The 26,097-nt window shown below is 46.1% G+C and carries 22 protein-coding genes; 12 read left to right on the forward strand and 10 right to left on the reverse strand.

The genetic code is table 11. The annotated features are described in order from the left end of the window. Nucleotides 1–65 precede the first annotated feature (65 nt). A complete protein-coding gene (locus tag CLV93_RS05800) occupies nucleotides 66–635 on the reverse strand; it encodes a DUF502 domain-containing protein (protein WP_106541224.1) in 570 nt (189 codons plus the stop codon). An 18-nt stretch (nucleotides 636–653) separates the two neighbouring features. After that, nucleotides 654–1,409, reverse strand: a complete 756-nt coding sequence (locus CLV93_RS05805; protein WP_106541225.1) for a CHAD domain-containing protein — start codon at nucleotides 1,407–1,409, stop codon at nucleotides 654–656. A 162-nt stretch (nucleotides 1,410–1,571) separates the two neighbouring features. On the opposite strand from CLV93_RS05805, the gene gltX reads away from it, so the two are divergent. The 3 genes from gltX to CLV93_RS05820 all read left to right on the forward strand — a co-directional run bounded on the left by gltX (nucleotide 1,572) and on the right by CLV93_RS05820 (nucleotide 11,704). Further along, nucleotides 1,572–3,101, forward strand: coding sequence for a glutamate--tRNA ligase (gltX, locus tag CLV93_RS05810; RefSeq protein WP_174821581.1), 1,530 nt, complete (start codon nucleotides 1,572–1,574; stop codon nucleotides 3,099–3,101). 457 nt (nucleotides 3,102–3,558) lie between these two features. After that, the gene (locus tag CLV93_RS05815) at nucleotides 3,559–10,587 is read left to right on the forward strand and encodes a cadherin domain-containing protein (protein WP_106541226.1); all 7,029 of its coding nucleotides are present in this window, start codon (nucleotides 3,559–3,561) and stop codon (nucleotides 10,585–10,587) included. 202 nt (nucleotides 10,588–10,789) lie between these two features. Next, nucleotides 10,790–11,704, forward strand: a complete 915-nt coding sequence (locus CLV93_RS05820; protein ID WP_106541227.1) for a DNA adenine methylase — start codon at nucleotides 10,790–10,792, stop codon at nucleotides 11,702–11,704. Here the strand turns inward: CLV93_RS05820 and CLV93_RS05825 are convergent. The 4 genes from CLV93_RS05825 to CLV93_RS05840 form a co-directional block, all read right to left on the reverse strand. Beyond that, the gene (locus CLV93_RS05825; protein WP_106541228.1) at nucleotides 11,701–12,183 is read right to left on the reverse strand and encodes a DUF7004 family protein; all 483 of its coding nucleotides are present in this window, start codon (nucleotides 12,181–12,183) and stop codon (nucleotides 11,701–11,703) included. The genes CLV93_RS05820 and CLV93_RS05825 overlap by 4 nt on opposite strands. A gap of 19 nt (nucleotides 12,184–12,202) precedes the next feature. Further along, the gene (locus CLV93_RS05830) at nucleotides 12,203–12,865 is read right to left on the reverse strand and encodes an NADPH-dependent F420 reductase (protein WP_106541229.1); all 663 of its coding nucleotides are present in this window, start codon (nucleotides 12,863–12,865) and stop codon (nucleotides 12,203–12,205) included. Nucleotides 12,866–12,907: 42 nt separating this feature from the next. Continuing rightward, complete coding sequence (locus CLV93_RS05835; RefSeq protein WP_106541421.1) at nucleotides 12,908–13,900, reverse strand: isoaspartyl peptidase/L-asparaginase family protein; 993 nt, start codon at nucleotides 13,898–13,900, stop codon at nucleotides 12,908–12,910. A 148-nt stretch (nucleotides 13,901–14,048) separates the two neighbouring features. After that, nucleotides 14,049–15,665 carry an ABC-F family ATP-binding cassette domain-containing protein gene (locus CLV93_RS05840; protein WP_106541230.1) on the reverse strand — a complete coding sequence of 539 codons (1,617 nt, stop codon included), beginning with the start codon at nucleotides 15,663–15,665 and terminating at the stop codon, nucleotides 14,049–14,051. A gap of 236 nt (nucleotides 15,666–15,901) precedes the next feature. On the opposite strand from CLV93_RS05840, the gene CLV93_RS05845 reads away from it, so the two are divergent. The 5 genes from CLV93_RS05845 (at nucleotide 15,902) to CLV93_RS05865 (ending at nucleotide 18,885) form a co-directional block, all read left to right on the forward strand. Further along, nucleotides 15,902–16,474, forward strand: coding sequence for an RNA polymerase sigma factor (locus CLV93_RS05845; RefSeq protein WP_170108873.1), 573 nt, complete (start codon nucleotides 15,902–15,904; stop codon nucleotides 16,472–16,474). 57 nt (nucleotides 16,475–16,531) lie between these two features. Beyond that, nucleotides 16,532–16,960: an anti-sigma factor family protein gene (locus tag CLV93_RS05850; protein WP_106541232.1), complete on the forward strand. Its 429-nt coding sequence runs from the start codon at nucleotides 16,532–16,534 to the stop codon at nucleotides 16,958–16,960. A gap of 7 nt (nucleotides 16,961–16,967) precedes the next feature. Then, entirely contained in the window at nucleotides 16,968–17,513 is a 546-nt protein-coding gene (locus CLV93_RS05855) for a Spy/CpxP family protein refolding chaperone (protein ID WP_170108874.1), read from the forward strand. 117 nt (nucleotides 17,514–17,630) lie between these two features. Next, nucleotides 17,631–18,083, forward strand: coding sequence for a Spy/CpxP family protein refolding chaperone (locus tag CLV93_RS05860; RefSeq protein ID WP_146141960.1), 453 nt, complete (start codon nucleotides 17,631–17,633; stop codon nucleotides 18,081–18,083). A gap of 340 nt (nucleotides 18,084–18,423) precedes the next feature. Continuing rightward, nucleotides 18,424–18,885, forward strand: coding sequence for a (deoxy)nucleoside triphosphate pyrophosphohydrolase (locus CLV93_RS05865; protein ID WP_211297749.1), 462 nt, complete (start codon nucleotides 18,424–18,426; stop codon nucleotides 18,883–18,885). A 291-nt stretch (nucleotides 18,886–19,176) separates the two neighbouring features. Here CLV93_RS05865 and pgeF read toward each other — a convergent pair whose 3' ends face one another. Continuing rightward, nucleotides 19,177–20,004, reverse strand: coding sequence for a peptidoglycan editing factor PgeF (gene pgeF / locus CLV93_RS05870; protein WP_106541235.1), 828 nt, complete (start codon nucleotides 20,002–20,004; stop codon nucleotides 19,177–19,179). A gap of 196 nt (nucleotides 20,005–20,200) precedes the next feature. Between pgeF and ppk1 the strand changes: the two genes are divergently transcribed. Continuing rightward, nucleotides 20,201–22,261 carry a polyphosphate kinase 1 gene (gene ppk1, locus CLV93_RS05875; protein ID WP_106541236.1) on the forward strand — a complete coding sequence of 687 codons (2,061 nt, stop codon included), beginning with the start codon at nucleotides 20,201–20,203 and terminating at the stop codon, nucleotides 22,259–22,261. A 37-nt stretch (nucleotides 22,262–22,298) separates the two neighbouring features. After that, nucleotides 22,299–22,853, forward strand: coding sequence for a hypothetical protein (locus CLV93_RS05880; RefSeq protein ID WP_146141961.1), 555 nt, complete (start codon nucleotides 22,299–22,301; stop codon nucleotides 22,851–22,853). Here CLV93_RS05880 and CLV93_RS05885 read toward each other — a convergent pair. Beyond that, nucleotides 22,826–23,338, reverse strand: a complete 513-nt coding sequence (locus tag CLV93_RS05885; RefSeq protein ID WP_106541238.1) for a hypothetical protein — start codon at nucleotides 23,336–23,338, stop codon at nucleotides 22,826–22,828. The two genes, CLV93_RS05880 and CLV93_RS05885, sit on opposite strands and share 28 nt — an antisense overlap. A 206-nt stretch (nucleotides 23,339–23,544) precedes the next feature. Here CLV93_RS05885 and CLV93_RS05890 point away from each other — a divergent pair, with 206 nt between their 5' ends. After that, nucleotides 23,545–24,171 (forward strand): YgjV family protein, encoded by a 627-nt coding sequence (locus CLV93_RS05890; protein WP_106541239.1) that lies wholly within the window; start codon nucleotides 23,545–23,547, stop codon nucleotides 24,169–24,171. On the opposite strand, the gene CLV93_RS05895 is transcribed toward CLV93_RS05890, so the two are convergent. Continuing rightward, complete coding sequence (locus CLV93_RS05895; protein ID WP_106541240.1) at nucleotides 24,172–24,810, reverse strand: DUF3267 domain-containing protein; 639 nt, start codon at nucleotides 24,808–24,810, stop codon at nucleotides 24,172–24,174. 309 nt (nucleotides 24,811–25,119) lie between these two features. Next, nucleotides 25,120–25,689, reverse strand: a complete 570-nt coding sequence (locus tag CLV93_RS05900) for a peptidylprolyl isomerase (protein ID WP_106541241.1) — start codon at nucleotides 25,687–25,689, stop codon at nucleotides 25,120–25,122. A 143-nt stretch (nucleotides 25,690–25,832) separates the two neighbouring features. Here CLV93_RS05900 and CLV93_RS05905 point away from each other — a divergent pair, with 143 nt between their 5' ends. Beyond that, a complete protein-coding gene (locus CLV93_RS05905) occupies nucleotides 25,833–26,093 on the forward strand; it encodes a CPF_0552 family protein (protein WP_106541242.1) in 261 nt (86 codons plus the stop codon). Nucleotides 26,094–26,097 lie beyond the last annotated feature (4 nt).

The following is a 26,097-nucleotide window of genomic DNA, read 5'->3' on the forward strand; positions in this document are numbered from 1 at the left end:
GTTTCTCCATTTGTTGGAGGAGCGGTTTTTTTGCTTCCAGGCTCAGTAAAGCAATCAATTTGTGGTTAGTCAACCCTCGTTATCCCTCCCGACACAATGAATTTCATGGCTTCGGCCGGATTGATGTCGATGGGTTGAACACTGGAGGATGGGACCATGTACAGCTCTCCTGAGAAGTTGTAAGAGTGTGGAAAATAGATGGCCACCAATTCCTGCCGCCCAATCTGTTCGAGTGTTTCCTGGGTGATGAATCCCATTTTCCACAAATCATTTTCGCGGTTGATGAGCACCATGGCCGGTCGGTTGAACTTTTTCTCTTTTCCGACAAAGGCCGAAAACAGATCGCGCAACGATGTGTAGATAACCCGCACCAGCGGCGCCCGGTCGAGCAAATGATCGGTGAAATGAATAACCGGACGCAGTACAATGGACTTTCCCAACATCCCCAACAAGGTGATGATGAAAAAGATAATGAGAATGCCGAAGCCGGGAAGACTGAAGCCCAGCCAATCGCGGATGTAGGCTTGCAATAGACCGTCAGTAAAGTCGAATGCAATGTAAAGTACATAAACGGTGATGGCCAGCGGAGCAATCATGAGTAACCCCTGCAAAAACCAGGAAATAATTTTTTTCATAGGTACCGGTATTGAACGTTATTTTGTTAGTTCTTTTAATGACTCCAGAATTCGTACCTGCTCAGTTATCACTGCCCGGGCAATTCGTGGTAACCAAACGGGAGTATGCCCCCGTGAATGTTGGCCTGCAAACCGTCCGATAAATTGCAACAGGACCTGCAGGTCGTGCCAGGCTCCCAGCTTCTCGTCGAGTGTTTCCAGTTTTCCGGTTATGGATTCATCCCAAACGGACCGTTTTTCCGGTAGCAACTGATTCAAATATATCAGTTTCTTCAGTTGCTTCCGCTGCCAGTGCAGGTTGCCCGATTTTTCGGAATCCATGTGAGCTGTCAGCACCTTTTCTATCAGTTGTTGCAATTGCTGCGTAACGATGTCCGTAAGTTCTTCCGGAGGTATTTCATTTCGGTGTTGTTGTTCAAATGTATCGATATCGTGAGCCGGAAGACGTTGGAGACGTTTTTCTTCTTCACGGTAGTGGTGCCTTAGGTAGTTTTGAAAACCGTTGGAAGGTAATCGGTGCTTCCTGCAAATTTTGCGGAAGCGATGCAGAGCTACTGTTAGATCGCGCAGACGGCTGGTTTGTTGGTAGTATTCCCGGAAGGGAGTAAAAAGTGATTTCGAAGTGTAACGCTCGGGATAAAAAAATTCGAGGAGCAGGCATTGCACACGAACCGCTTTTAAACGAAGCCTGAGCTGGTGCAACTCCTTTTCTTTTTCCCTGTGGACAGCATGGTTTGGGAAAACGGTTGTTCCGTTTTTGCTTAGAGCAATCATAGCAAATTGATCAACAATTAAGGTTCGAAATCGGTTTCAATGATTCTTCTTTCCATGCTCTTTACTGATTCATTGCGGAGCCTTTTTCCGCAGTAGCGTGATCATATTTCTTATCTTTGCCCCAACTTTTTGAAAGAACGTGAAATTGAAAAATATACCATCATGAGTGAGAGAAAAGTGAGGGTTCGTTTCGCCCCAAGTCCAACCGGACCGCTGCACATGGGCGGGGTGCGTACCGCGCTGTTCAATTACCTGTTTGCCAAAGGACACGGTGGCGATTTCCTGCTCCGTATCGAAGATACTGACCAAAACCGTTATGTGCCGGGCGCCGAGGAATACATCATGGAAAGTCTGGCCTGGTGTGGAATGAAGATTGACGAAGGCCCCAAAGAAGGCGGACCACATGGACCTTACCGCCAGAGTGAGCGTAAGGAGTTGTACCACCAGTATGCAGAGCAGTTGGTTGCTGGCGGCAATGCCTATTATGCGTTTGATACGCCGGAAGAACTGGAAGCTGCCCGCGCTGAAGCGGAAGCAAAGGGTGAAACCTTTACGTACAATGCGGCTACCCGTGGCAACATGAAGAATTCTCTTTCGTTAACGGAAGCCGAATGGAAAAAACTAATAGCCGACGGCGTTCCGGCTGTGGTTCGTTTCCGGATGCCTGACAACGAATCGGTTACGGAGGACGATCTGATTCGCGGTCGCGTTACCTTCGAAACCTCATTGCTTGATGACAAAGTTTTGTATAAAGCTGATGGCATGCCAACGTACCACCTGGCTAATGTGGTAGATGATCACTTGATGGAGATTACGCACGTTATTCGTGGCGAGGAGTGGTTGTCGTCGATGCCGCTGCACGTTTTGCTGTACCGGGCACTGGGTTGGAGCGATACCATGCCGCGCTTTGCTCACTTGCCGCTTATCCTGAAACCAGTTGGTAAAGGTAAACTCTCGAAACGCGATGGTGACAAAATGGGCTTTCCCGTTTTCCCACTGGAGTGGAAAGACCCGAAGTCGGGCGAAATTTCACGCGGTTACCGCGAAGACGGATATTTCCCGGAGGCATTTATCAATGTGTTGGCATTGCTGGGTTGGAATCCCGGGACAGAGCAGGAGCTTTTCTCAATGGATGAACTGGTCAATGCCTTTTCGCTGGAACGCGTAGGTAAGTCGGGTTCCCGTTTCGATCCGGAAAAAACCAAGTGGTTCAATCATCAATATCTGGTTGCAAGGAGCGACGAGGAGCTTGCGGAATTATTCCTTCCGTTTTTGAGGGAAAAGGGAATTGATGCCGGTCAGGAAATGGTCGCCCGGATTTGCGGCATGGTGAAAGAGCGTTGCAATTTTGTCCCTGAAATCTGGGAACAGAGTCATTTCTTTTTCGAAGCGCCAACCGACTACGATGCAAAAGTGGTGAAGAAGCGTTGGAAAGAAGGTACGCCAGCCATGATGACCGAAATCGCGGACTTCCTGGAAACAGTGGAAAACTGGAAAGCACCGGAAATTAAAGAGCCTTTCTCAGCTTTCGTAAATGGGAAAGAGTGGGGATTTGGAGCGGTGATGAATGCTTTCCGGCTCTGCCTGGTAGGCGGTGGATTTGGTCCTGACCTATTCGAGATATGCGAAATTATTGGAAAGGAAGAGACCATTCGCCGGATACGGAATGGTGTAGCCAATATTAGTCGATAGCTATTTAAGATAAACTTATAAAGGAGGGTTGCCTGGTTTTCGGGTGACCCTCTTTTTGTTTTTAAGGTTCATGTTTGTAGTGAAATATGAGCCTATAGAAATCAATAAATGCTCTTTAATTATAAATTATGATAGATAAAAACAGTCTTTTGTTTTTGTAAATTATAATTATGTTTTTACTGGTTGGAGATTTTGGGATAGTATTCATACACAGTGTGGTATGTTAAATGACATATGAACGGGGGCCCCGACCTGTTTGGAAGTGCTATTTTCACTGGTGTGGGAGCAGTTTTTCATCGAATGTTTTAAACATAATTTCGTGTTATGTATTGATAATCAGTACATCTTTATTTATCATACTCTTACATTTCAAACCTTTTTGCCTTATATTTATATACGGTAAAGATGCCTCCTGGCATCTTTCTGTAGCTTAATACTAACCTCTAACCTCAGCTTTATGAAGAAACCTCTACTCTTGTCATTTATTATCCTATTAATCGGAATAAATGTTATGGCAGCAGGGGGACCTGGCCTGACTGACTTTTCGTCCCCCGAGAATACCCAAAATAATGCAGAATTATTGGCGGGTACCGCACCTGTGATTACTACCGGACAAACTTTTTCCATTGCGGAAAATAGTGCTAATACAGCGTCCGTGGGTACAGTAGCTGCTACTGACGATCAAGGAGCGGGTGTGCTAACCGGCTGGACGATCCAATCCAGTACCTTAAGTGGAGCATTTGCGATCGATTCTTCGACAGGTGAAATAACTGTAGCCGACGGAAGCCTGCTTGATTATGAAACGGTCACATCTGTAACCCTTTCTATTGTTGTTAGCGACGATACACAATCTAGTGCAGCTGAAGATGTGGTCATCGACCTGACGGATGTGAACGAATTTGCTCCGGTTGTTAATTCAGTTGGTCCGTTTACGATTGCTGAAAATCTGGCGGACAATACAGCTGTAGGTACAGCTTTGACGGCAGCCGATCAGGATGGGACAACAAATTTGCAGAATTGGGCAATCGCTTCCGGCAACACGAATAACGCATTTAAGATAGATGGTTCTGGCCAGATATCAGTGAACTCGAGTGCTGCGTTGGACTATGAGACGACAACCACCTTTACATTGGGAATTACCGTTGATGACGATAATTTTACCAGTGCAGAGCAAACTGTCACGATTAATCTGACCGATGTAAACGAATTTACTCCGGTGGTCAATTCAGCCGGCCCATTTACCATTGCTGAAAATACATCAAATACGACGTTCATTGTAACGATGACCGCTACGGATGGTGATGGTTCAGCAACATTAGGTGACTGGACTATCTCCAGTGGAAATACTTCCGGGGCGTTCGCTATTGATGCTTCTTCCGGAGACATCACAGTTGCCAATAGTTCTGCTTTGGATTATGAAACAACGACTTCTTTCTCTCTGGGTATTACTGTTAGCGACGGAGCGAATGTTAGTGCGGAGCAAACCGTAACCATTGATCTGACGGATGTGAATGATGTTACTCCGGTAGTTGCTACCGGTCTTTCGTTTAGTATTGCCGAGAACAGTGCTAACGGGGTGACAGTCGGAACAGCAACTGCTACTGACGGTGACGTTACATCGACGACATTCCAGAACTGGACCATCTCTTCCAGTACCTTGTCAGGCGCTTTTGCAATAAATGGTTCTAATGGTGCTATTACGGTTGCTAATTCAACTTTGTTGGACCGGGAAACTGTAGCAACAGTTACCCTTAGCCTGACGGTGAGCGACGGAGCCAATACGAGTGATCCGCAAGATGTTACAATTACTTTGACGGATGTAAATGATGTAGCACCGGTAGTCACAGCAAGTCAAAGTTTTACCATTGATGAGAATTCTGCTGCAGGAACGAATTTATCTCCTGTTCTGGCTGCTACCGATGGTGATGTGACTTCAACGACTTTTTCAAACTGGACTATTAGTACTAATGTCAATCCGGATGGTGATGCTAATCCAGCGTTTGCGATTGATGCAGGTACCGGACAACTGTCGGTGAATGATGCGGATGACTTGGATTATGAAGCCAATCCGTCATTAACGATTCAGGTTACTGTTCAGGACGGTGGAGGAAATACCAGTGCGCCGCAAGACGTAACCATCAATTTGAATAATCTGAACGACGAAGCTCCGATTATCACAGCCAGTCAGGAGTTTACAATAGCGGAAAACAGTGCGTACGGAACCGTTGTCGGGACAGTGGCTGTTTCCGACCCGGACAATCCTTCTACCGTCTATCACGACTGGACTATTACGACAGGAAATACCAATGGTGCTTTTGCCGTTAATGCAACTACCGGGCAGCTTACTGTAGCTAATACCTCTCAACTCGATAGGGAAACAACGGCATCTTTTACTCTGGGACTGACCGTTAGTGATGGAACCAATACCAGCACAGAGGAAACAGTAACTGTGCTTCTGAATGATGTGAACGATGTGGCTCCGGTTATTACCGCCAGTCAATCGTTCAGTATTGCTGAGGCCAGTAGCAACGGAACCGTTGTCGGCACGGTTGCAGCCACCGATGGTGACGTAACTTCTACAACCTATTCAAGCTGGACCATTACAAATGGAAATACGGATAATGCTTTCGCTATTGACGGTTCTTCGGGAGAGATAACAGTGGCCAATTCAACGCCATTGGATATTGCAGTCAATCCAACTTTCACACTGACGCTTACGGTTAGTGATGGAGTGAATACCAGTGCTGCCGAAACAGTAACGATTAATCTAACGGATGTCAACAACCAGGCACCGGTGGTTACGAGTGGTCAGACGTTTGATGTGGATGAAAACAGTGCAGCGGCTACGTCGGTCGGAACGGTGGCTGCTACGGATGCAGACTCCAATACAACTTTCCAGAATTGGACAATTACCAGCAATGTGAATGGAGATGGTGATGCCAATGATGCGTTTGCAATTGATGCTTCTACGGGAGAAATAACGGTTAATGATGCAGACGATCTGGATCGGGAAGCCAATGCTTCTTTGGTTATTCAGGTTACTGTTAGTGACGGAACCAACACTTCAGCCGCTGAAAATGTAACCATCAATTTAAACGATGTGAATGATGTCACTCCGGTTGTTGACACCGGGCAATCTTTTAGCATAGCTGAGAATAGTGCAAACGGGACGGTTGTTGGAACTGCAACAGCAACGGATGGTGATGTTTCATCAACAACCCTCCAGAATTGGGCAATCTCATCAAGTACAGTCGCAGGAGCTTTTGCAATTGATGCTTCGACGGGACAAATTACCGTCGCTAATTCGACTGCTCTGGATCGGGAAACCGTGGAAACCATCACACTTGGTTTGACGGTGGGAGACGGCGTTAATACCAGCGCAGCACAGGATATGACTATCACATTGACGGATGTAAATGATGTGGCTCCGGTGATAACTGCCAACCAGGTATTCAATGTGGATGAAGGAAGCGCCAACGCTACCGTGGTGGGAACCGTTGCAGCAACCGATCAGGATGTAACTTCAACTACTTTCCACGATTGGACCATTACTGGAGGTAATACAGATAATGCTTTCGGGATTAATGCTTCTTCGGGACAGATAACGGTGACGAACAGTTCGGCATTGGACTTTGCGGTCAATCCATCGTTTACACTGACATTAACGGTTAGTGACGGGACCAATACCAGTGCCGAAGGAAGTGTAACCATCAATTTGAATGATGTAAATAATCAGGCACCGGTTATCACAGCCGATCAGAACTTCACGATAGACGAGAACAGTGTCAATTCAACCATCGTTGGAACAGTTGCTGCTACCGATCCGGACGCCGGTACTACTTTCCAGGATTGGACCATTGTTTCCGGCAACACAGATAATGCATTTGCTTTAAATAGTTCGACAGGCGAGATTACGGTAGCAACCAGTACGGCTTTGGACAAGGAGACAACTTCGTCATTCACGTTAAGTTTAACCGTTAGCGATGGTGTGAATACCAGTGCAGAACAAACTGTTACCATTACGCTAAATGATTTGAACGACGAAGTTCCGGTGGTGACAGCTAATCAGACTTTCTCTATCGATGAAAACAGTGCGAATGGTTCTTCGGTAGGAACGGTTCTGGCCACTGACGGTGATGTAACGGCTACAACTTTCCAGAACTGGACGATTACTGATGGTAACACGAACGGAGCGTTTGCTATCAACGGTTCGACCGGTGAAATCACTGTCGCTAAATCGACAGAACTCGATCGAGAGGTCGTTACTTCCTACACGTTGACGGTTACTGTCGATGACGGCGTGAATACCAGCACAGCTCAAACACTCACGGTGGATGTGAATGATGCGAATGATGTGTTGCCGGTGATAACTGCATCGCAATCTTTCACCATTGATGAGAATAGTGTCGGCGGAACCGTTGTGGGAACTCTGACGGCCACTGATGGTGATGTAACGGCAACGACATTTCAGACATGGCAAATCGTTTCCAACGTGAATGATGATGGGGACACGAACAACGCCTTTACGATTAATAGTGGAACAGGTGAGATAACCGTGAATGATGCAGGTGATCTGGATCGTGAAACTGCCGCTTCCTTTACGATTGGGATTACAGTGAGCGATGGAGTTAATACTAGCGCGCAGCAGGATGTGGTTATTTACCTAAACGATTTGAATGACGAAGCACCTGTAGTAACGGCGAACCAGAGTTTCTCGATTGATGAGAATTCACCTGACGATACCGTTATTGGTACCTTGGTAGCAACCGATATTGACGTGACAGCCACCACTTTCGAGAATTGGAGGATTGTTTCTAATGTGAATCCTAATAACGATGTGCTGGAAGCTTTTGGCATCGATGATGTGACGGGCGAGATTTTCGTGAATGATTCTTCCGATTTGGATCGGGAACAAAATGCTTCACTGACCATTCAGGTAACGGTCTCGGACGGTGAAAATACCAGTGCTGCGGTAGATGTAACGATAAATCTGAATGAATTGAATGATGTGCCGCCGGTTGTTACTGCCGACCAGTCGTTCACTATTAAAGAAAAGAGCGACGTTGGAACGACCGTTGGAACACTTGCTGCAACGGATGGCGATATTAGCTCAACAACCTTCCAGAATTGGGCCATTGCAACCAACATGGACGTGGATGGTGATGGAACTGGTGCTTTTGCACTGAATGCTGATACAGGCGTGCTTACCGTCGCCGATTCCGACGATCTGGATCGTGAGCAAAATGCTTCTTTGACCATTCAGGTAACCGTTGGCGATGGTGTCAATACCAGCGATACGACTGATGTGGTTGTTAATTTGAGTGATACCAATAATCAGCCTCCGGTGGTTACGGCGGGACAAAGTTTTCCGGTTGATGAGAATGCTACCAATGGAACCGAGGTAGGTACTGTGGCCGCGACTGACGCTGATGTAACGGCTACCACGTTCCGGGACTGGACTATTGTAGGTGGTAATGATGCCGGAACATTTGCAATAAATGATTCGACAGGAGTCATTACCGTTGCCGACAGCACATTGCTTGACCGAGAAAGTATTGAGTCAATCGTGTTAAGCATTACTGTGAGTGACAGTATTAATGTGAGTGCTCTGGAGGATGTCACGATTACACTGAATGACGTGAATGATGTGGCACCGGTGGTTACCGCTGACCAGTCGTTTACCATCGAAGAGAACAGTGCCAACGATTTGGTTATAGGAGCGCTGGTGGCAACCGATGGTGATGTATCGGCTACAACCTTCCAAAACTGGAATATCCTTACAGGAAATGCTTCCGGAACCTTTGCTCTCGACGCAGCTACAGGTGCTTTATCGGTGGCTGACAGTACGGCGCTTGATCGCGAAACAACCTCATCTTTCACTCTCGGTGTAGTAACCGGTGACGGTGTGAACACCAGCGATACAGTAGATGTAGTCATCAATCTCACGGATGTGAACGATGTAACGCCGGTTGTTACAGCCGATCAATCATTCAATGTTGACGAAAACAGTGTTGCCGGTACGACCATAGGAACAGTGCTTGCAACCGATGGTGATGTGACTCCAACAACCTTTACCAACTGGACAATTAGCACCGGGAATGATGACAATGCATTTGCCATTGATAGTTTGTCAGGTGTTCTTTCAGTCAACGATCCGGCAACGCTCGATCGCGAAGTTCTCGATTCATTGATTATCGGTGTCTTTGTCAGTGATGGACTAGATACCAGTGCTGTGCAAAATGTAACGATTCACCTGAATGATGTGAACGATGTTCTTCCCGTTATTGCAGCTGATTCGACATTTGCCATTGATGAGAATAGTCCTGCCGGCACGGTTGTGGGAACAGCTTCGGCAACGGATGGCGATGTAACGCCAACGACTTTCTCTAATTGGGCTATTATTGACGGAAATACCGGAGGAGCTTTTGCCATTGATGGTAGCTCCGGTCAGATTACGGTTGCGCAAAGTTCGGCGTTAGACCGTGAGAAAATAGACACACTGAAATTAAGTATTACGGTTAGCGATGGAGTGAATACCAGTGCTCCTGAGTTGGTCATTGTAACGCTGAACGATGTGAACGATATCCTGCCGGTGATTGCTGCCGGACAATCGTTTACCCTTCCGGAGAATACTGTTGCGGGAACTTCGGTTGGAACCATTCAGGTAGCCGATAGCGATGTAACCGCCAGCACGTTTAGTAATTGGCAGATATCGACCAATTTCGACGGCAACGGAGACGGTAATCCGGCCTTTGCTATCGATAGTTTATCGGGTAACCTGACGGTCAACGATCCGGGCGATCTTGATTTCGAAACTGTGCCGGATTTCAACATCGCGGTAACGGTTGATGACAGTGTGAATACCAGCCTTCCGGTGGAAGTAGCCTTGCATCTGACGGATAAAAACGACAATGCGCCTGTTATCATCACTATGCCGTATTTCACCATCCAGGAAAATTCCGAGATTGGAACACTGGTGGCCCAGTTTGAAGCTACGGACGTAGATGTTACGCCGGCAACCTTTACCTGGCACATTGTGAAAAATACTGATCCGGACATGGATGGGGCGGAAGCGTTTATCATTAATGAATCGAATGGTAATCTGTATATCCGCGACAAAGATGATTTCGATTATGAAGCCAACGATGAGCTGAAAGTCAGAATTTCGGTTTGGGATGGGATTAACCGAAGCGATTACCTTGAAGTAATCATCGGCATCACAAACGATACCAGCGACGATGTAACGACCGGTTTGGACGACCTGGCATTGAAAGAAGTGAAGGTCTACCCGAACCCTGCTCAAAGTTATTTCTATATCGACGGTCCTGTCGGGGAAACCGTACAACTGATTGACATGAACGGCCGATTGGTGAAAACAGCGTTGATGGAATCAAATATCCAACGCTTTGATCTATCCGGAACTCCAAAGGGAATCTACCTGGTGCAGATACAGCACAAAACCGTATCAAAAGTAATTGTCAGGTAATTTCCGAATTTCTCCTACAATCCGAAGGCTCTCCTGTTTCAGGGGAGCCTTTTTTATTATGGGTATCTTTCCAGAGAACGACGTGATAACCTGAAGTTAAGATTATGTTTTGTTGTAAATCACGACTTTTTTGCGATTTCTTTGGCTGCGCGTTCCTGAAACTGTATTTTCGTGGTAACGAGACGTTCGTAAAGCATCTGCTATGGTTTATCCCACACATCATAAAAAACCAGCCACTGCCCGACCCTTTTTGAAGTGGGCCGGTGGAAAAAGGCAGCTTTTGCCGGTTATTACAGATGCGCTTCCGAAAGATTTGGAGAAGAAACCCTTTGTGTATGTCGAGCCTTTCGTGGGAAGTGGAGCTGTCCTTTTCAGGATGCTCGATAAATTTCCCAACATTGAAAAAGCTGTCATCAACGATGTCAATGAAGATTTGATTAATGCTTACAGAACGATACAGGAGGAACCGGATGCGTTGATTGAGTCGTTACAGCAGTTGGAACGGGAATATAATGGAAGTCCGGAGGAGGAATTCAGACAAGCTCACTATCTCATGGTCCGCGAACTGTTTAATAAGCGGGAAAAATCGAGGACGGAACATACGGCATATTTGATATTTCTGAACCGGACGTGTTACAATGGCTTGTACCGGGTGAACAAGGAAAATCAGTTCAATGTGCCTTTCGGAAAACACAAAAATCCGAAGATTTGCAACGAAGCCAACATCCGGTTGGTGCACAAAGTCTTGCAGAAAGTGGAGATTCGGCTGGGCGATTTTGATGCGTTAAACGACCTGGTAACTCCCGATGCTTTTTTCTACTTCGATCCACCCTACAAACCCATCAGTTCAACGGCTTCATTTAATGCTTATTCGCAGAATGGATTTGGTGACGGCGATCAGGAACGCCTGAAGGGATTTTGCGATAAGCTACACGAAACGGGAGCTCGTTTGTTGCTCAGTAATTCCGATCCGAAGAACGAAGATCCGGAAAATCATTTCTTCGATGAATTGTATGGTGATTATCAAATAGAACGGGTGCAGGCGCGCAGGGCAATTAACTCGCGCGGAAGCCGGCGCGGAGAAATCAGTGAGTTGCTGATTCGGAATTACGATTAAAATCCTTTTTCAAGTATCAGTTTATCCAATTCGTTTGCAGATTTTCCTTTACTGAATGTGGCAGCCTGTTCGGGTGAGTTATCCTCAATTAATATTTGATGAATACCCAATCGTTTAATCCGCTTTTTCAGAATCGCATGCTCTTTGTTCTCTTCGGCTACCATTCCGTAATAGATGACCGTTAGCCATTGTTCTACTTCATCTGTCAGTTCACCATATTTCAACGATAACCTTTTAATGCGCCTTAGAATTAGCGGATCGACAATTTTCCCGGTAGGTGCATAAACCGACACGAAATCATCATATAGCTTCTGCCGGCCGAAACGATTACTGATGGTTTTTAGCTTTTGAAAGTATTCCATATCCCGCGGAGCCACAGTTTTTCCTTCCGGAGAACGAAGGAAAACGCACCAGTCATCGAATTTGCCACGGCCAAAGAAAACGACCGCCCCATTGGTTAACATGGTTGGATCGTGCATTGTTAATTTTCAACCTGGTCTAAGGTTTTCGTACAATATTGAAGTTGAATTCCACGGTTCCGATTTTGCTGAATAAGCGAAGCCAGAGTGGAAGCAGCATCTCGGTTCCGCGGGCAGCGGTAATATCGCCCAGGTCGATGATGTTGTCAGCTTTCCAGCCAAACTCCTGGAGCAATTCCGAGACTTTCGTCCGGGCGCCGGAATCGTTTCCACAAACGAAAACATTGTGGTCCCCGGGAATGCCTTCGGGGTGCAGCATGATTTCGCAATTCATGGTGTTGAGGGACTTCACCACCATGGAATCAGGGAAGTGATTCTGAATCTGTTCGCCCAGCGAACTATCGTTGCAAAAGAGCAGTTTGGGCGGCATGCCGTTCGTAAAATCAAGAGGATTGGCTACATCGATGATGACTTTCCCTTTCAGATTTTCGGCGCCAGCCAACTCGAGTGCGGTAATGGATGCATGTCCGTTGGTGCAATTGAAAACGATTTCGTCAGCGAAAAGGGCTGCATCGGCAAACGTGCCGTTGTTAGCCAGGTCTCCGTATTTTTCGGCGAAAGCCACAGCTTTTTCATTTTCGGCTGAGCGTGAGCCCATACATACTTCATAGCCTTTACCGACCAGACGGGATGCAATGGCCTGTCCGACCATTCCGGTTCCGAGGACACCAATTTTACTCATAGCTAATGTGATTGGTTATACATGATACGGTTGATTTGCGAATTATTCTTCGTCGCCGTAAATGGTTACATGCTTTTCTTCGGTCGACTTGACAAAGCCACGAAACATGCCCGACGTATTCATCATCATTACGACATTTCCGTCCTTATCTACTCCAATCATTCCTCCATCGCCACCGGCTTTTACCAGTTCATTGTTGATGATTTCGTAGGCTGCATCGTGAAACGAAAGTTGTTTGTATTCCATTAAAGCTGCGATGGTTCGGGCTACCGTATAACGAATGAAGAACTCGCCGTGGCCGGTGCAGGAAATCGCGCAGCTGTTATTGCTGGCATACGTTCCCGCCCCAATGATGGGAGAGTCGCCAATGCGGTGAAACTTTTTGTTGGTCATGCCGCCGGTGGACGTCCCTGCTGCCAGGTTACCATATTGATCGAGGGCGGCACAACCGACTGTTCCGAATTTGTTTTTCCCTTCTTTCGCCAGGTAACGTTGCAGTGTATCCCAGCGCCTTTGCGTGAAGAAGTAACTGCTGTCGACTATCGTTAATCCCTGCTTCCGGGCAAATTCCGACGCCCCGGAACCGTACAGCAGCACGTGTTCCGACTTTTCCATCACTTTCCGCGCCAGCGAGATGGGATTTTTCACATCGCCAACTCCGGCGACAGCGCCTGCATTCAGGGTGGCACCATCCATAATGGAAGCATCCATTTCGTTGGTTCCGTAGTGAGAAAATACGGCTCCTTTCCCGGCATTAAACAGCGGGGAATCTTCCATCACCCGAATGGTGTATTCTACGGCATCGATGGCGGTTCCGCCGCGCGACAAAACTGCCTTGCCTGTGTCGAGCGCTTCACGGAGTTTGTCGCGGAATTGTTTCTCCAGTTCAGGTTCCAAATTTTCGCGACTGATAACTCCGGCACCACCGTGAATTACTAAAACATACTTCGGAGTTTGATCCTGTGACGGAGCGGATAGAAAGCTAGTGAAGAGGAAGAATAAAAGATAACCCGGGAGAAAGGCAGTTCGGTTCATTTGTGCAGGTATTGGATTCGTTCTGATGAAGATAGGAAAAACAGCAGCCAAATGAAAAGCCTTCGGAAGAGGAAAAAGAAAAAGGCTGCAACAGATTTTCATCCATCGCAGCCTTTGATACTATTTGTTAATGGTCAAGCAGTACAAATTATTGCTGGTACATCGATTCGCGCAGTTCTTTGATGCGGTCGTCGGTGATGTAATCGTCGTAATTCATCAGTTTATCGATGATTCCGTTCGGCGTGAGTTCGATAACACGGTTACAAACGGTTTGAATGAATTCGTGGTCATGCGATGCCATCAGCACAATGCCTGGGAAGCTAATCAAGCCGTTGTTGAAAGCCTGAATGGATTCCAAATCGAGGTGGTTGGTCGGGTTGTCCAGCATCACCACGTTCGGGTGACGCATCATCAGCCGCGAAATCATACAGCGCATCTTTTCACCTCCCGAAAGTACCTTGGCACTTTTGAAGATCTCTTCGCCCGAGAAGAGCATTTTCCCGAGGAAGGAACGGAGGAAACTGGCGTCGGTGTTGTCGGTGTATTGTGCCAGCCAGTCAACCAACGGCAAATCGTTGTTGAAGTAACGGTTGTTATCCATCGGAAGATAACCGGTGGTTACGGTTACACCCCATTCAAATTCACCGGAATCGGGTTGAGTCTCTTCGTTCAGAATGTTGAAAAGTGCCGTCATAGCACGCGTATCGCGCGAAAGAAAGACGACTTTCTCATCCTGCTCGATGGTGAAATTCACGTTGTTGAATACCGTCTCGCCATCGATGCTTTTACTCAGATTTTTCACCGTAAGGATGTTGTTCCCCACTTCCCGCTCGGGTTGAAAAATAATTCCCGGGTAACGACGGGTCGATGGCTGAATCTCTTCCACGTTGAGTTTTTCCAGCATTTTCTTGCGGCTGGTCGTCTGTTTCGACTTGGCCACGTTGGCACTGAAGCGTGAAATGAATTCCTGCAGCTCTTTCTTCTTCTCCTCCATCTTCTTATTCTGTTGCGCCATTTGGCGGGCAGCCAACTGACTGGAGTGGTACCAGAAGGAGTAGTTTCCACCGAACATCCGTACTTTTCCGTAATCGATATCAACGGTGTGCGTCGATACGCTGTCGAGGAAGTGACGGTCGTGCGAAACCAGAATGACGGTATTATTGAAGTTGGCGAGGAAGTTTTCCAGCCACATGACCGTTTCCAAATCGAGGTCGTTGGTCGGCTCATCGAGGAGCAGGTTGTCAGGGTTTCCAAACAAAGCCTGGGCCAGCAACACGCGAACTTTTTCTTTCTGTTCCAAATCGCCCATGCGGCGGTAATGCAAACTTTCACGAATACCGAGTCCGCTCAATAGAGCCGCTGCATCGCTTTCGGCATTCCAGCCGTCCATTTCGGCAAATTTATCTTCCAGCTCGGCTGCCTTCATTCCATCTTCTTCCGAGAAATCGGGCTTGGCATAAATGGCGTTCTTTTCCTGCATAATGCTCCACAACTCCTCGTAACCCATCATCACGGTATCGAGCACGTTGAATTCATCATACGCGTGGTGGTCCTGGCTGAGTACTGACAATCGTTCGCCCGGTCCCATGGAAATAGAACCTCTGGTCGAATCCTGCTCTCCTGAAATCATTTTCAAGAAAGTAGATTTACCGGCACCGTTCGCTCCAATTACTCCGTAGCAGTTGCCGGGTGTAAACTTCATGTTCACATCCTGGAAAAGTATTCTTTTACCAAACTGAATGGCTAAATCTGAGACTGTAATCATTTTTAAAAAAGGCTTTTGAGGCCGCAAATGTAGGAAAAAAACGATGCGCGTTCGGTAATTGGTTGTTAAGAAATCGGAACTATTGTATAAACCGGCAGTGATTAAACCAGTTGCCTGATAAACAATCTAAAGAAAACCTGCGTCGGAATGAGAAGAAAAATTTTTCAATCCATGGCGCAAGTTTTTTTACCTTGATGTGTCCAACAGAAAAATCCGGACAACGATTAGAACCATTAATGGACGAGAAACAACTGGTTATTGAATTGCAAGCAGGCGACGAAAAAGCCTTTCGTCAGCTTGTCGGGAAGTACCAACAACAGGTATTTCGCACAGCTATGGGATTTGTCCACGATGGTTCGGAAGCCGATGATATTGCACAGGAGGTTTTTGTCGAGGTTTTCAGATCGGTTCATGGGTTTCGGGGCGAAGCGAGCCTTTCGACCTGGATTTACCGGATGACAGTCAACCGTTCGCTGAACCGCTTACGGAGCCGGAAACGGAAAGGCTTTTTTCAGCGAATCGAGGCGTTCTTTCAGGATGATGCAGATTGGACCGGGGAACCGGAAGCTGATTGCTCTATTCACCCCGAAGCGGTGGTAGGCAATCAGGAAACGGCTCAGGCGTTACAACAAGCGTTGGAAAGTCTGCCGGAAAATCAACGGACAGCTTTTGTGCTTTATCACTATGAAGATATGGCTTACAAGGAAATCGCTACCGTGATGAACGTTTCGCTGCCTTCGGTTGAGTCACTGATTCACCGGGCGCGAAAGAATCTGCAAAAGAAACTGATGAATTTTTACAAAAAATGAGGAACCCGGCGCAAGTTTTTCCGGGTAACGGTGTCAAACAGTAAAACGAGGTAAAAAATGATGAACGAGCAACATACCACAGAACGACTTTGGGAGTTTCATCTGGGAAATCTTTCGGAAGAAGAAAACCGGCAGATGGAAGCCCACCTCGAAGCTTGTGAATCATGTCTTCGTGAATCGGAGGTCGTAAAACAAGCTGTTCAGGAGATAGTCGTTGAACGTTCGCAGGAAGTTCCTCCTTTTCTTTATACCCGGATTCAGGGACGACTGGAATCAGTCAGGAAACCGGCACCGTTATGGAAACGCACTCTGGTCACGTCATTGGGAACCATTTTGTTGCTGGTGAGTATCTGGGGCGGCGTAAAACTCGGAACGATGGACGTACGACAAACTTCCGGTACTTCGGTGGAAAACCCGATGGGCAACCTGGCCATCAACGAGATGGTGAATGAACCAATTGAAGGCTATCTGTTCGATTTTAAATGATGCGGCGATGAAAAAGACACAATTCCTGATATGGGCAGTGATTATCCTGTTTGCCATGAACGTGGCAACGATTGTGACGATTGTGGTTAGTCGCAACCGAACGGTTGAACCGAAAACAACCCAGGTGCAAAATCCAACGGCAGATCCGGATGCTGTTCGTTTCCATTTTTTTGCGCAAGAATTGGGATTGCGGCCCGAGCAGATGGAAGCCTTCCGGAATGCAAACCGCACATTTAATCCGCGGGTGCATCAACTGTCCATGGAGATGGCGAATATGAGACGGGAGATGGTGAATGAACTGGGAAAGGAGAACCCCGACAGGCAGAAACTCGATTCGCTGGCGGCTGCTTTTGGTGATTTGCACCGGCAATTGAAAGAACAAACAATTAACTACTATATGGAATTGCGCTCGGTGTGTACACCTGAGCAGCAGCAAGAACTGCATGTGCTGTTTCGTACCATGCTGAATCCGAACAACGATTTGCCCTTGCATCGTTACGGAAGAGGTTGGCGACACGGTCGGGGAATGCGCAGAGGCAGGCCCGGAAATTAACTTATCGGAATTTAATAACTGAAAAATACCCTGGTTTTCGAAAAAAGCTTCGAAGGCTTGAATGGGAAAAGTATGTCTTAAAAATCAAGAATGTATCAACTTAAAAGTCAAAAAATCATGAAAAATCAAATGTTTAAAGTCGTGTTGACGATTATGTTTGCCGGTTTACTGGCATTGGGGGCCAACGCTCAACCTCGTGGTAACGGTTATGGAAAAGGTCAGGGAAATGGCTATGGATACCGGAATGCTGGAATTTGCCAGAATATTCCCGGATTGACACAGGAACAGCAGGATAAAATTGCTGACTTGCAGAAAACTCACTGGAAGCAAATGGACGAACTACGTCTGAAAAGAATGCGCGCTGCGACGCTTAAGGAACGCGACCAGATTGGTATTCAGATAGCTGAAGCTCGTGCTGCTCATCATGCCGATTTAATGGCAGTGCTCGACAAAGACCAACAGCAATGGGCCAACGATCATTTAGCTATGGGATTCGGACGTGGTCAGGGACGCGGTGCCGGTTGTGGCAGAGGCTACGGCCAGGGACGTCACGGACGCGGAGGATGGTAAAATCCAAATACTTTAATCAACTGTCATACTATTTTATGTGAAGCCTGGCCCGGGGAATTTTTCTCCGGGCTTTGTTTATTTCGCTTAGGAGCAGATTTCTCTGATTACACAAAAGGCTAATGAAAATAGTTTTCTGCTTCGCTGTGGAAGTGAATTGAAAATTTCAACAGCTCCCCGCGTCGTGTCGGCAACCAATTTAAAATTTCAACAGCTTCATTTTTCTTCCCGGGAACGAATTGAAAATTTCAATAACCTCTCGCGTCTCGTCGGCGGCCGATTGAAAAATTCGATAGCTCTATTCTTGGTGTCGGGAAGGCGTTGAAAAATTCAACAGCGCCAAATGCTGAAGCGGGAACCTTCTGAAAATTTCAAGGCGGTCAGGAAAAGTTTCATCAGAGCTAATTCTCCTATCTTTACCGGCATGGTGAATGTAGTATGCGCAATTATTCAGAAGGACGGCAAATTTCTGGCTTGCCGACGGAAACAAGGCAAAGCAAGAGGCGGAAAATGGGAATTCCCCGGAGGGAAAGTAAAAGAAGACGAATCGCCGGAAGAAGCTATTGAAAGAGAATTACACGAGGAATTGTCGTTGGACGTGAAGGTTGATAGAATGTTGGGTTCCGTTGTTCACCACTATCCCGATATTTCTATCCGGCTAATCGCGATGAAGTGTTTTGTCAACGGGGGAACTATCTCTCTAACCGACCACGATGAGTTTCGCTGGATATCGCTTTCGAAACTAAAGTCGGTTGATTTTAGCGAAGCAGATTGTCGTATTATTGATGAGATCCTGTTGGTCTGATTGCAAGCAAATGAAAAATAGTTGTCAACACCCCGGGTATTTTTGTGTGGAAAAATTCAACGAATGAGGTATTGACTTTCTACTTGCCAAGGTTGTATCTTGAATTCAATTATAAAAACGAGTTCCTTCCTAATATTATATCTGTCTTGAATGATGCAGCTTAAAAAAGTCGGGTCGCGGCCATTCTTTACCTGCTAATCTCTTTCGTGCCTAATCAGTAGCCGTTCCAATATTTCATAGCCCGAAATGCTGCATAGAACAGCCTGTTGATATCCACATCGGGCTGTTTTTTTATGTCCGAATCATAATTCCTGTTGCCAGGCGTCCGGTAGCGGCACCATCGCGGCGGGCCGAATAGAAATCTTCCGGATGGCTAAAGGTGCACAATTCTGCTACTTCAATATTTTCTGCACGTATGCCTGATTCGCGGAGTTGAATGCGATTGGCTTTCCACAGGTTCAGGTGTGGAGTTTTCTGATGCTCATTTTTCGAAACCAGATACTGAATGAAGCCGTGGTTTTCTCCCAATTGTTTGTGCACAATTTGCACGACTTCGGGTCCTATCTGGTATACTCTCGGCCCAATTCCCGGTCCGATACCGGCAATAAGATCTTCCGGTTGCGTGCCGTATTCCAGTTGCATCGCTTCGATGGTTTTGGCAACAATCCGGCCGACGGTTCCGCGCCAACCAGCATGGATGGCTGCAGCAGCTTTGCGTTGCGGGTCGTAGAGTAAAACCGGGATGCAATCGGCGGTTTTTACTGCAATGCAGATGTTGGACTCATTGGTGATTAAGGCATCAGTCTCGTTAAGTTGTTCACGGCGAATTTCATCACTCCAGCTAAGCACATCGGCATTGATTCTGACAACATCAGCCGAATGCGTTTGTACGGCGAAGACCAATTGCTCCGGTTGTAAATCCAGTGCGTTGGCCAGTACTTCGCGATTAGCTTGTACGTGTGTGTTCTTATCGCCGGAATGAAAGCCCAGGTTGAGCGATTGATAAATTCCCTCGCTTCTTCCGCCGTTCCGAGTGGTTGAAAAATGAACGATTTCCGGGTAACTGGAAAAGTGGGAAAAGGTATAAACCGGAAGGTTTCCAAGGTGCGACTTTTTCATAGCAGTGGTTTTCGAACTTTTGATGCAAATTATGGTTACCAATAGTGAAAACAATCCCTTACCATTGTAGTTCTGAGGAACCCAAAATTCTATCTTTTTTCCTTATTTTTTAAGCAGGAAGTAGCCTTTGTCAGGTTGCTTTTACCGCATAATTCTTATCTTTAAAATTTACCATAACATTATGGTCACAAGTTTTATGAGCATTGAAGTTAGAAATAAAGAAATAAGCTGGTTGTCATTCAACGAGCGACTGTTGCAGGAGGCTTCGAAGAAGAATGTGCCGGTTATCGAACGTATCAAGTTTCTGGGAATCTACTCCAATAACCTGGATGAATTTTTCCGGGTACGGGTGGCTATTCTCCGGCGTCTGGCCATGATGGGGCGCACCACGATGGTGGAAGGGGCTGACCCGAGAGAAGTGCTGGATGAGATTGAGCGGATTGTTGTAGAACAGGGGAAACGGTTTGAGCAGATTTACAAAGGCATTCTGAAGGAACTCGCCAAGGACTATATCTATCTGGTAAACGAGCAGGAACTTTCGGAGAGCCAGGGAAAATTTGTGCGCGACTACTTTTTGAAGGAGGTTCGGCCACGGATTATGCCTATCATCCTGAAGAAGAGTCTGCCATTGCCCATGCTAGGCGATGATGCCATATACATGGCTGTGGAACTAACCGGGAAGGACAAAACGACCTATGCGCTTATCGAGGTTCCTTCGGATGTGTTGCCGCGTTTCATCATTATTCCGTCGGAAGATCCTCGCGGGACTTATATAATCCTTTTGGAAGATATTATCCGGTATGAGCTGAAGGACTTGTTCTACATGTTCGAGTTCGAGGATATCAAATCTTATATTGTCAAGCTGACACGTGACGCCGAGCTGGATATCAACGACGATGTGGCCGAAAGTTATGTGAAGACAGTAGAGAAGAGTCTGGAGAAACGGGGTCAGAGTGAGCCCACGCGGTTTGTTTACGATAAAAAACTTCCCCGTGAGTTTCTGAAGATACTTTTAAGGAAACTGAATTTCACTAAAGACGACACGATCATCGGTGGTGGGCGGATTCATAACTTCAAGGACTTTATGAACTTTCCGAAAGTGGGAAGTAAAGAGCTCCAATATCAACCGATATCACCGGCCCGGCATAAGCGGATCCTACCGGGAAAAACTTATTTGGAGAGTATATCAGAAAAGGATCTTCTGTTCCATTTTCCCTATCAGTCGTTTATTCATTTCATCGATCTTCTGCGGGAAGCATCGATTGACCCGAAAGTTACCGAGATTAAGCTGACGGTTTATCGCGTGGCTCCCGATTCGAGCGTGATGAATGCCCTCATCAATGCGGCCCGTAACGGGAAGCAGGTGACCGTTGTACTGGAACTTCGGGCGCGCTTTAACGAGCAGGATAACATAGAGTGGGGAAATATTCTGGATAAAGAGAATGTGAAGGTGATTTTCGGTGTGCCCGGACTGAAAGTGCATTCCAAGATATGTGTGATTAACCGGAAGGAACACGGCGAAGACAAACTGTTCGCTTGTATCGGAACCGGTAATTTCCACGAGGATACAGCCCGGGTGTTCAGCGACCATTTGTTGTGTACAGCCGATCCGCGCATTACCCGCGAAGTCAACTATGTGTTCGACTTTTTCGAGCGCAATTATAAGCTGAATCGTTTCCGGCACCTGATGGTTTCGCCTTTCAATATGCGAAGCCGGATTATCCGCATGATTAACCAGGAAATACGCAACAAGCTGGAAGGGAAAGAGGCGATGTTTTACTTCAAATGCAACAACCTGGTCGATCCGGTTATCATCCGGAAAATACACGATGCTGCCCGGGCCGGGGTTGATGTCAGGCTCAACGTGCGAGGAATGTTTTCGTTGCTGCCTACACCATCCGACCAGAAATACACCATTCCTTGCATTGGGCTGATCGATCGTTTCCTGGAGCATTCCCGTGTGTATTTTTTCCATAATAATGGGCATGAGCGTTTGTTCATCTCATCATCCGATTTGATGTCGCGGAACCTTGACCGACGCGTTGAAGTGGGAGCCCCGATTTATGATGCAGACCTGCGGAACGAGATTAAAAAGATGCTGGAAATGCAGTGGCAGGATAATGAGGCAGCCCGCATTTTGGATAATAACCTGGTGAATCAGCTGAAAAGAACGGATAACGAAACTCCGTTCAAATCGCAGATGGAGTTCTACCGTTTCATCCGGGAACAGCACGGTGACTACGAAGAGGGAACCTAAAGATTCGATGTTCGGTAAGAAAAGCAAGACTTCAGATATGGAAAGTCCTGAAGAAATGATCGAATTGTTGCGAGGGGGCTTCGTGAATTTCGGAGGCAGCCAGTCTGGCTTCTGGCACGAAGCTTTGCATAGCAATGCAGCGTTGTTCAACCGATGCCTCGAAGCTGCTTTTTCTGATGAACTTCCAACCGCGTGGCGGGCCTGCTACCTGATTGACAATACGACGGAAAAATATCCCGAATTGCTGGAACCACACATTGAAAAATTCTGTGAGCGGCTTCCCTCTTTGAGCAATAGTTCTCAGAAACGGCATTTTGCCCGTATGTTAACTCGTTGTGTTATTCCTGAGGAGTGGCTGGGGACGGTGGTCAATACCTGTTTCGAATGGTTGTATTCGCAGGAACCAGCGGCTGTAAAGGTGCATTGTATGCAGATTATTTTTCACGCCGGGAAGAAAGAGCCCGATCTGTTGCAGGAGCTGAAGGCAATTATTGAAGAGCAGTGGGAGATGGAAAGTAAAGGTTTTCGTAGTCGTGGAGGAAAACTGCTGGCAGCTATCGAGGATCAGCGGAAAATGAATGGGAATTCATAAAAAAGGATAAACGATATAATACCCCATAAGAATATCGAGAAAAGCATCAGCGGCAAAAATCTTCTTTTTCGCTCATAATACTTTTTCCCGAGAAATGCTCCCAGGGGAATTGACAGCAAAATCGGTGTCAGGATGATGATGCCCCACATGCCGTATTTCATCCGGGTACGAACAATAAACTTATTTCGGCGGGTAAATTTCCTTCGGTTTCTGCGCCTTTCTTTAAACTGGTCCAGCCAGATTTCCATTCGGCGCTTGAAAGTAGCGGGCGTACAGCAATACAGTTTCGGGAGATGTTCCAGGATTTTATGAATGATGATGCCGCTCAGGTAGTAGTAAAAGATGAATCCAAGGATTCCTCCCGCTTCAACTGCCAGAAAAGTCTCCCAGAATTCAAGCTTCAGTATTTTAACGTAAGGCGGTGTCCAGAAGTATTTTAAGCTTGCCAGAAGAAATACATTCAATATTTTCAGTGCGTATCCCATCTCATATCTCCCCCTAACAAAATTACGTGAGTTTATGATGCAGATGTTTCTTTTTTCCAGATTTATTTGAAGACTTTTTAAATCTTTCTGTAACCCAAAATTGTTTGGTCAGAAGTGACTCAAAGATTAATTTTATGCTCAATTGAAAAAGAGACAAACCAAACACAGCTATTGGGTGTTGTCTTTTGGGATAGAAACTTTTACTTATGGATTTCTCTGATTATTATGAAGCCATTGGATTGGTGGCTTCGGTGTTGGTGGCGATTAGCCTGATGATGTCTTCGCTTGTTAAGTTGCGGTGGTTGAATCTGTTCGGGTCTGTTATATTTTCCGTTTATGGTATTTTAATCCATTCCGTTTCGGTAGCGGGAGTTAATATTTTTATTGTGGGGGTGAATATCGTTCACCTTTGGGGAATTTACCGGAAAAAGGAAGCTTTTCGCGTTGCTTTTGTTCATTCGGAAGAAAACGATTATCTAACTGATTTTCTGGAATATTATCATGACGACATTCAGCGTTTCTTTCCTCGATTCAACTTCGATATCGAAGAGGAATATCTAATCATGTTTGTACACCGCGACCTGAATATGGCCGGTCTTATTGTACTGGAAATAAAGGATGCCGATACGTTACACATAGTTCTCGACTACGTAGTGCCCCGCTACCGCGATTACAAAGTGGCCGATTATATTTTCAAGCGAAACATCGATCGGTTCCGTTATTTGGGATACAATATGCTCTATTCCGAAGTGCAAAACTCAGCGCATAACAACTACCTCGAGAAGATTGGATTTGAAAAAGAAGGGGATCGGTACGTATTCCGGATTAAATAATCAGGTAATTTTTTCGTAGAAGTAAGAGCAACGTTCGTGCTTCATGTCGAATGTTACTATCTCCTTTTCGGGATGATTTTGATAAAGACAGAGTAATCCGTAGTCGCCGGCGCAAAAGAAGCTGTGGATGGCCATGATGCTTAACCAGAGAATGACTGCCGGTGAATTCTGCCAGATGCACCACAAAGCACCTGCAGCCGTAACCAGGTTGACTACCACGAAAGGAACGAGTGCTACAAATCGGAATTGTTTTTTTTGAATGACTTCGCGGTCGGCCTGTACATAAAAAATGAAGCGCCAGAAATTAGCACCGAATGAAATATTTCTTATCCCTGTTATCAGAAAAGCGGCGGCATGCAGTAGCTCGTGAATTACCACCAGTGCAGTAAACGAAATCAGCACAGCCAGCGAAAACCATTCGAGTTCCATTTTCGAACCTTTAAAAAAGGTCACAATGCTGTAGACCAGTAAGCCGGCTAAAACGGCACCCATGATGGTTTGGTATATCATATACCGTTTGGCCAGCCTCGAGCCACCCGAAAATTGCTCCAGCAAAAACGCTTTAATATTATCGTGGGAGATTCGGGCTACTAGTTTGTAGCCTGGTCCGTGTTGTATCTGTTCAGGAGTTGGTCCCATTTATATTTGTGCTTTTGCGGGGTAAATACCTGCAGACAAGATATAAAAAAACCCGCTGGGATGCAGCGGGGTAAAAACCAAAAATTGCCTGTTCGTTTTCGTGCGAGGCAACTTGAACTTTAATCAACCGGTACAAAGATACAGCTTTCGTAATATTAATTTAACAAATATTAAATTAGAATGAGCGAATGAGTATTTTGAATGATTGAATCATATGTTTGAAAGGATGAATAGCAATTTTTTTATGTTTAGGTACTTCTTAAAACGGGCTTATTTCTTGATTCCCAATCAATAATTTTATTTAGGTCGTCATTTTATCCGGGATATATTTAAAATCTTGACCGGATGTACGAGGTATTGTCCTGAGTCCGGTTGCATTTGTATTTGCTTAACAACGTCCATACCCTTAATTACTTTGCCAAAAGCAGCAAATCCTTGTCCGTCCGGATTTCGCTTTCCGCCATAATCAAGCGCAGGTTGATCTCCGATGCAGATGAAGAACTCCGATGAGGCGGAACCGGGTTTATTTCGTGCCATTGAAATAACGCCGTTTTTGTGCTGAATACCGGTTTGTTGAGTTGTTTCATGCGGGATGGTTGGAATTTTATCCACCAGACTATCTGCGAACAATCCTCCCTGTATGACTTCAATTTTTACCTGATTGTGCGGCTGGTTATTCATGCGGACCGTGCGGTAAAATTCGGCGTTGTTATATACGCTGTCCTCTACCAGTTGCAGAAAATTATTAGCGGTAACCGGAGCTTTGTCTGAGTAAAGCTCAACCTGTATGTTTCCCAGAGTAGTCTGGATTTCAACGACGGGTTCGTTTTGACAAGCACTGAAGGCAACCAGAAGGAAAGCAAATACGAAAGTTTTCATTGGAAAAAGGATTTAGCGATGAACGCATAAATATAAATTCTTCCAACCGGAATTTTGTATGTGTTGATTTGCTAATTCAGTTGATGCATCGGCCGGAATTTCGTAAATTTCTTGTAATCAATTAACCAGTAAACTTTTATTCCATGAAAAGAGATGTCTTATTGTTGCTTGTCCAACATCGCGAAGATACAGCCGACCGTGTTCAAAAGATATTAACCGGTTGGGGATGTTTCATCAAAACACGCCTGGGACTTCATGATGGTGTTTTGGATAACTGTTCCGAAAGCGGCCTGATATTCCTGGAACTGGTCGGTGAGCAGGCTAAACATGAAGAGCTGGTTCGAAAGCTCAAGTTGGTAAAAGGTGTCGATGCTCAGCTCGTGCAGCTCGATGTGACAGAATAGCTTG

The sequence above is a fragment of the Prolixibacter denitrificans genome, from assembly GCF_003014495.1.
Classification (GTDB): domain Bacteria; phylum Bacteroidota; class Bacteroidia; order Bacteroidales; family Prolixibacteraceae; genus Prolixibacter; species Prolixibacter denitrificans.

Excerpts from the sequence above, each read along its gene's own strand:
- CLV93_RS05800 (WP_106541224.1), bottom strand. The coding sequence starts at position 635 with ATGAAAAAAATTATTTCCTGGTTTTTGCAGGGGTTACTCATGATTGCT.
- CLV93_RS05805 (WP_106541225.1), bottom strand. The coding sequence starts at position 1,409 with ATGATTGCTCTAAGCAAAAACGGAACAACCGTTTTCCCAAACCATGCT.
- gltX (WP_174821581.1), top strand. The coding sequence starts at position 1,572 with ATGAGTGAGAGAAAAGTGAGGGTTCGTTTCGCCCCAAGTCCAACCGGA.
- CLV93_RS05815 (WP_106541226.1), top strand. The coding sequence starts at position 3,559 with ATGAAGAAACCTCTACTCTTGTCATTTATTATCCTATTAATCGGAATA.
- CLV93_RS05820 (WP_106541227.1), top strand. The coding sequence starts at position 10,790 with ATGGTTTATCCCACACATCATAAAAAACCAGCCACTGCCCGACCCTTT.
- CLV93_RS05825 (WP_106541228.1), bottom strand. The coding sequence starts at position 12,183 with ATGCACGATCCAACCATGTTAACCAATGGGGCGGTCGTTTTCTTTGGC.
- CLV93_RS05830 (WP_106541229.1), bottom strand. The coding sequence starts at position 12,865 with ATGAGTAAAATTGGTGTCCTCGGAACCGGAATGGTCGGACAGGCCATT.
- CLV93_RS05835 (WP_106541421.1), bottom strand. The coding sequence starts at position 13,900 with ATGAACCGAACTGCCTTTCTCCCGGGTTATCTTTTATTCTTCCTCTTC.
- CLV93_RS05840 (WP_106541230.1), bottom strand. The coding sequence starts at position 15,665 with ATGATTACAGTCTCAGATTTAGCCATTCAGTTTGGTAAAAGAATACTT.
- CLV93_RS05845 (WP_170108873.1), top strand. The coding sequence starts at position 15,902 with ATGGACGAGAAACAACTGGTTATTGAATTGCAAGCAGGCGACGAAAAA.
- CLV93_RS05850 (WP_106541232.1), top strand. The coding sequence starts at position 16,532 with ATGATGAACGAGCAACATACCACAGAACGACTTTGGGAGTTTCATCTG.
- CLV93_RS05855 (WP_170108874.1), top strand. The coding sequence starts at position 16,968 with ATGAAAAAGACACAATTCCTGATATGGGCAGTGATTATCCTGTTTGCC.
- CLV93_RS05860 (WP_146141960.1), top strand. The coding sequence starts at position 17,631 with ATGAAAAATCAAATGTTTAAAGTCGTGTTGACGATTATGTTTGCCGGT.
- CLV93_RS05865 (WP_211297749.1), top strand. The coding sequence starts at position 18,424 with ATGCTGAAGCGGGAACCTTCTGAAAATTTCAAGGCGGTCAGGAAAAGT.
- pgeF (WP_106541235.1), bottom strand. The coding sequence starts at position 20,004 with ATGAAAAAGTCGCACCTTGGAAACCTTCCGGTTTATACCTTTTCCCAC.
- ppk1 (WP_106541236.1), top strand. The coding sequence starts at position 20,201 with ATGAGCATTGAAGTTAGAAATAAAGAAATAAGCTGGTTGTCATTCAAC.
- CLV93_RS05880 (WP_146141961.1), top strand. The coding sequence starts at position 22,299 with ATGGAAAGTCCTGAAGAAATGATCGAATTGTTGCGAGGGGGCTTCGTG.
- CLV93_RS05885 (WP_106541238.1), bottom strand. The coding sequence starts at position 23,338 with ATGGGATACGCACTGAAAATATTGAATGTATTTCTTCTGGCAAGCTTA.
- CLV93_RS05890 (WP_106541239.1), top strand. The coding sequence starts at position 23,545 with ATGGATTTCTCTGATTATTATGAAGCCATTGGATTGGTGGCTTCGGTG.
- CLV93_RS05895 (WP_106541240.1), bottom strand. The coding sequence starts at position 24,810 with ATGGGACCAACTCCTGAACAGATACAACACGGACCAGGCTACAAACTA.
- CLV93_RS05900 (WP_106541241.1), bottom strand. The coding sequence starts at position 25,689 with ATGAAAACTTTCGTATTTGCTTTCCTTCTGGTTGCCTTCAGTGCTTGT.
- CLV93_RS05905 (WP_106541242.1), top strand. The coding sequence starts at position 25,833 with ATGAAAAGAGATGTCTTATTGTTGCTTGTCCAACATCGCGAAGATACA.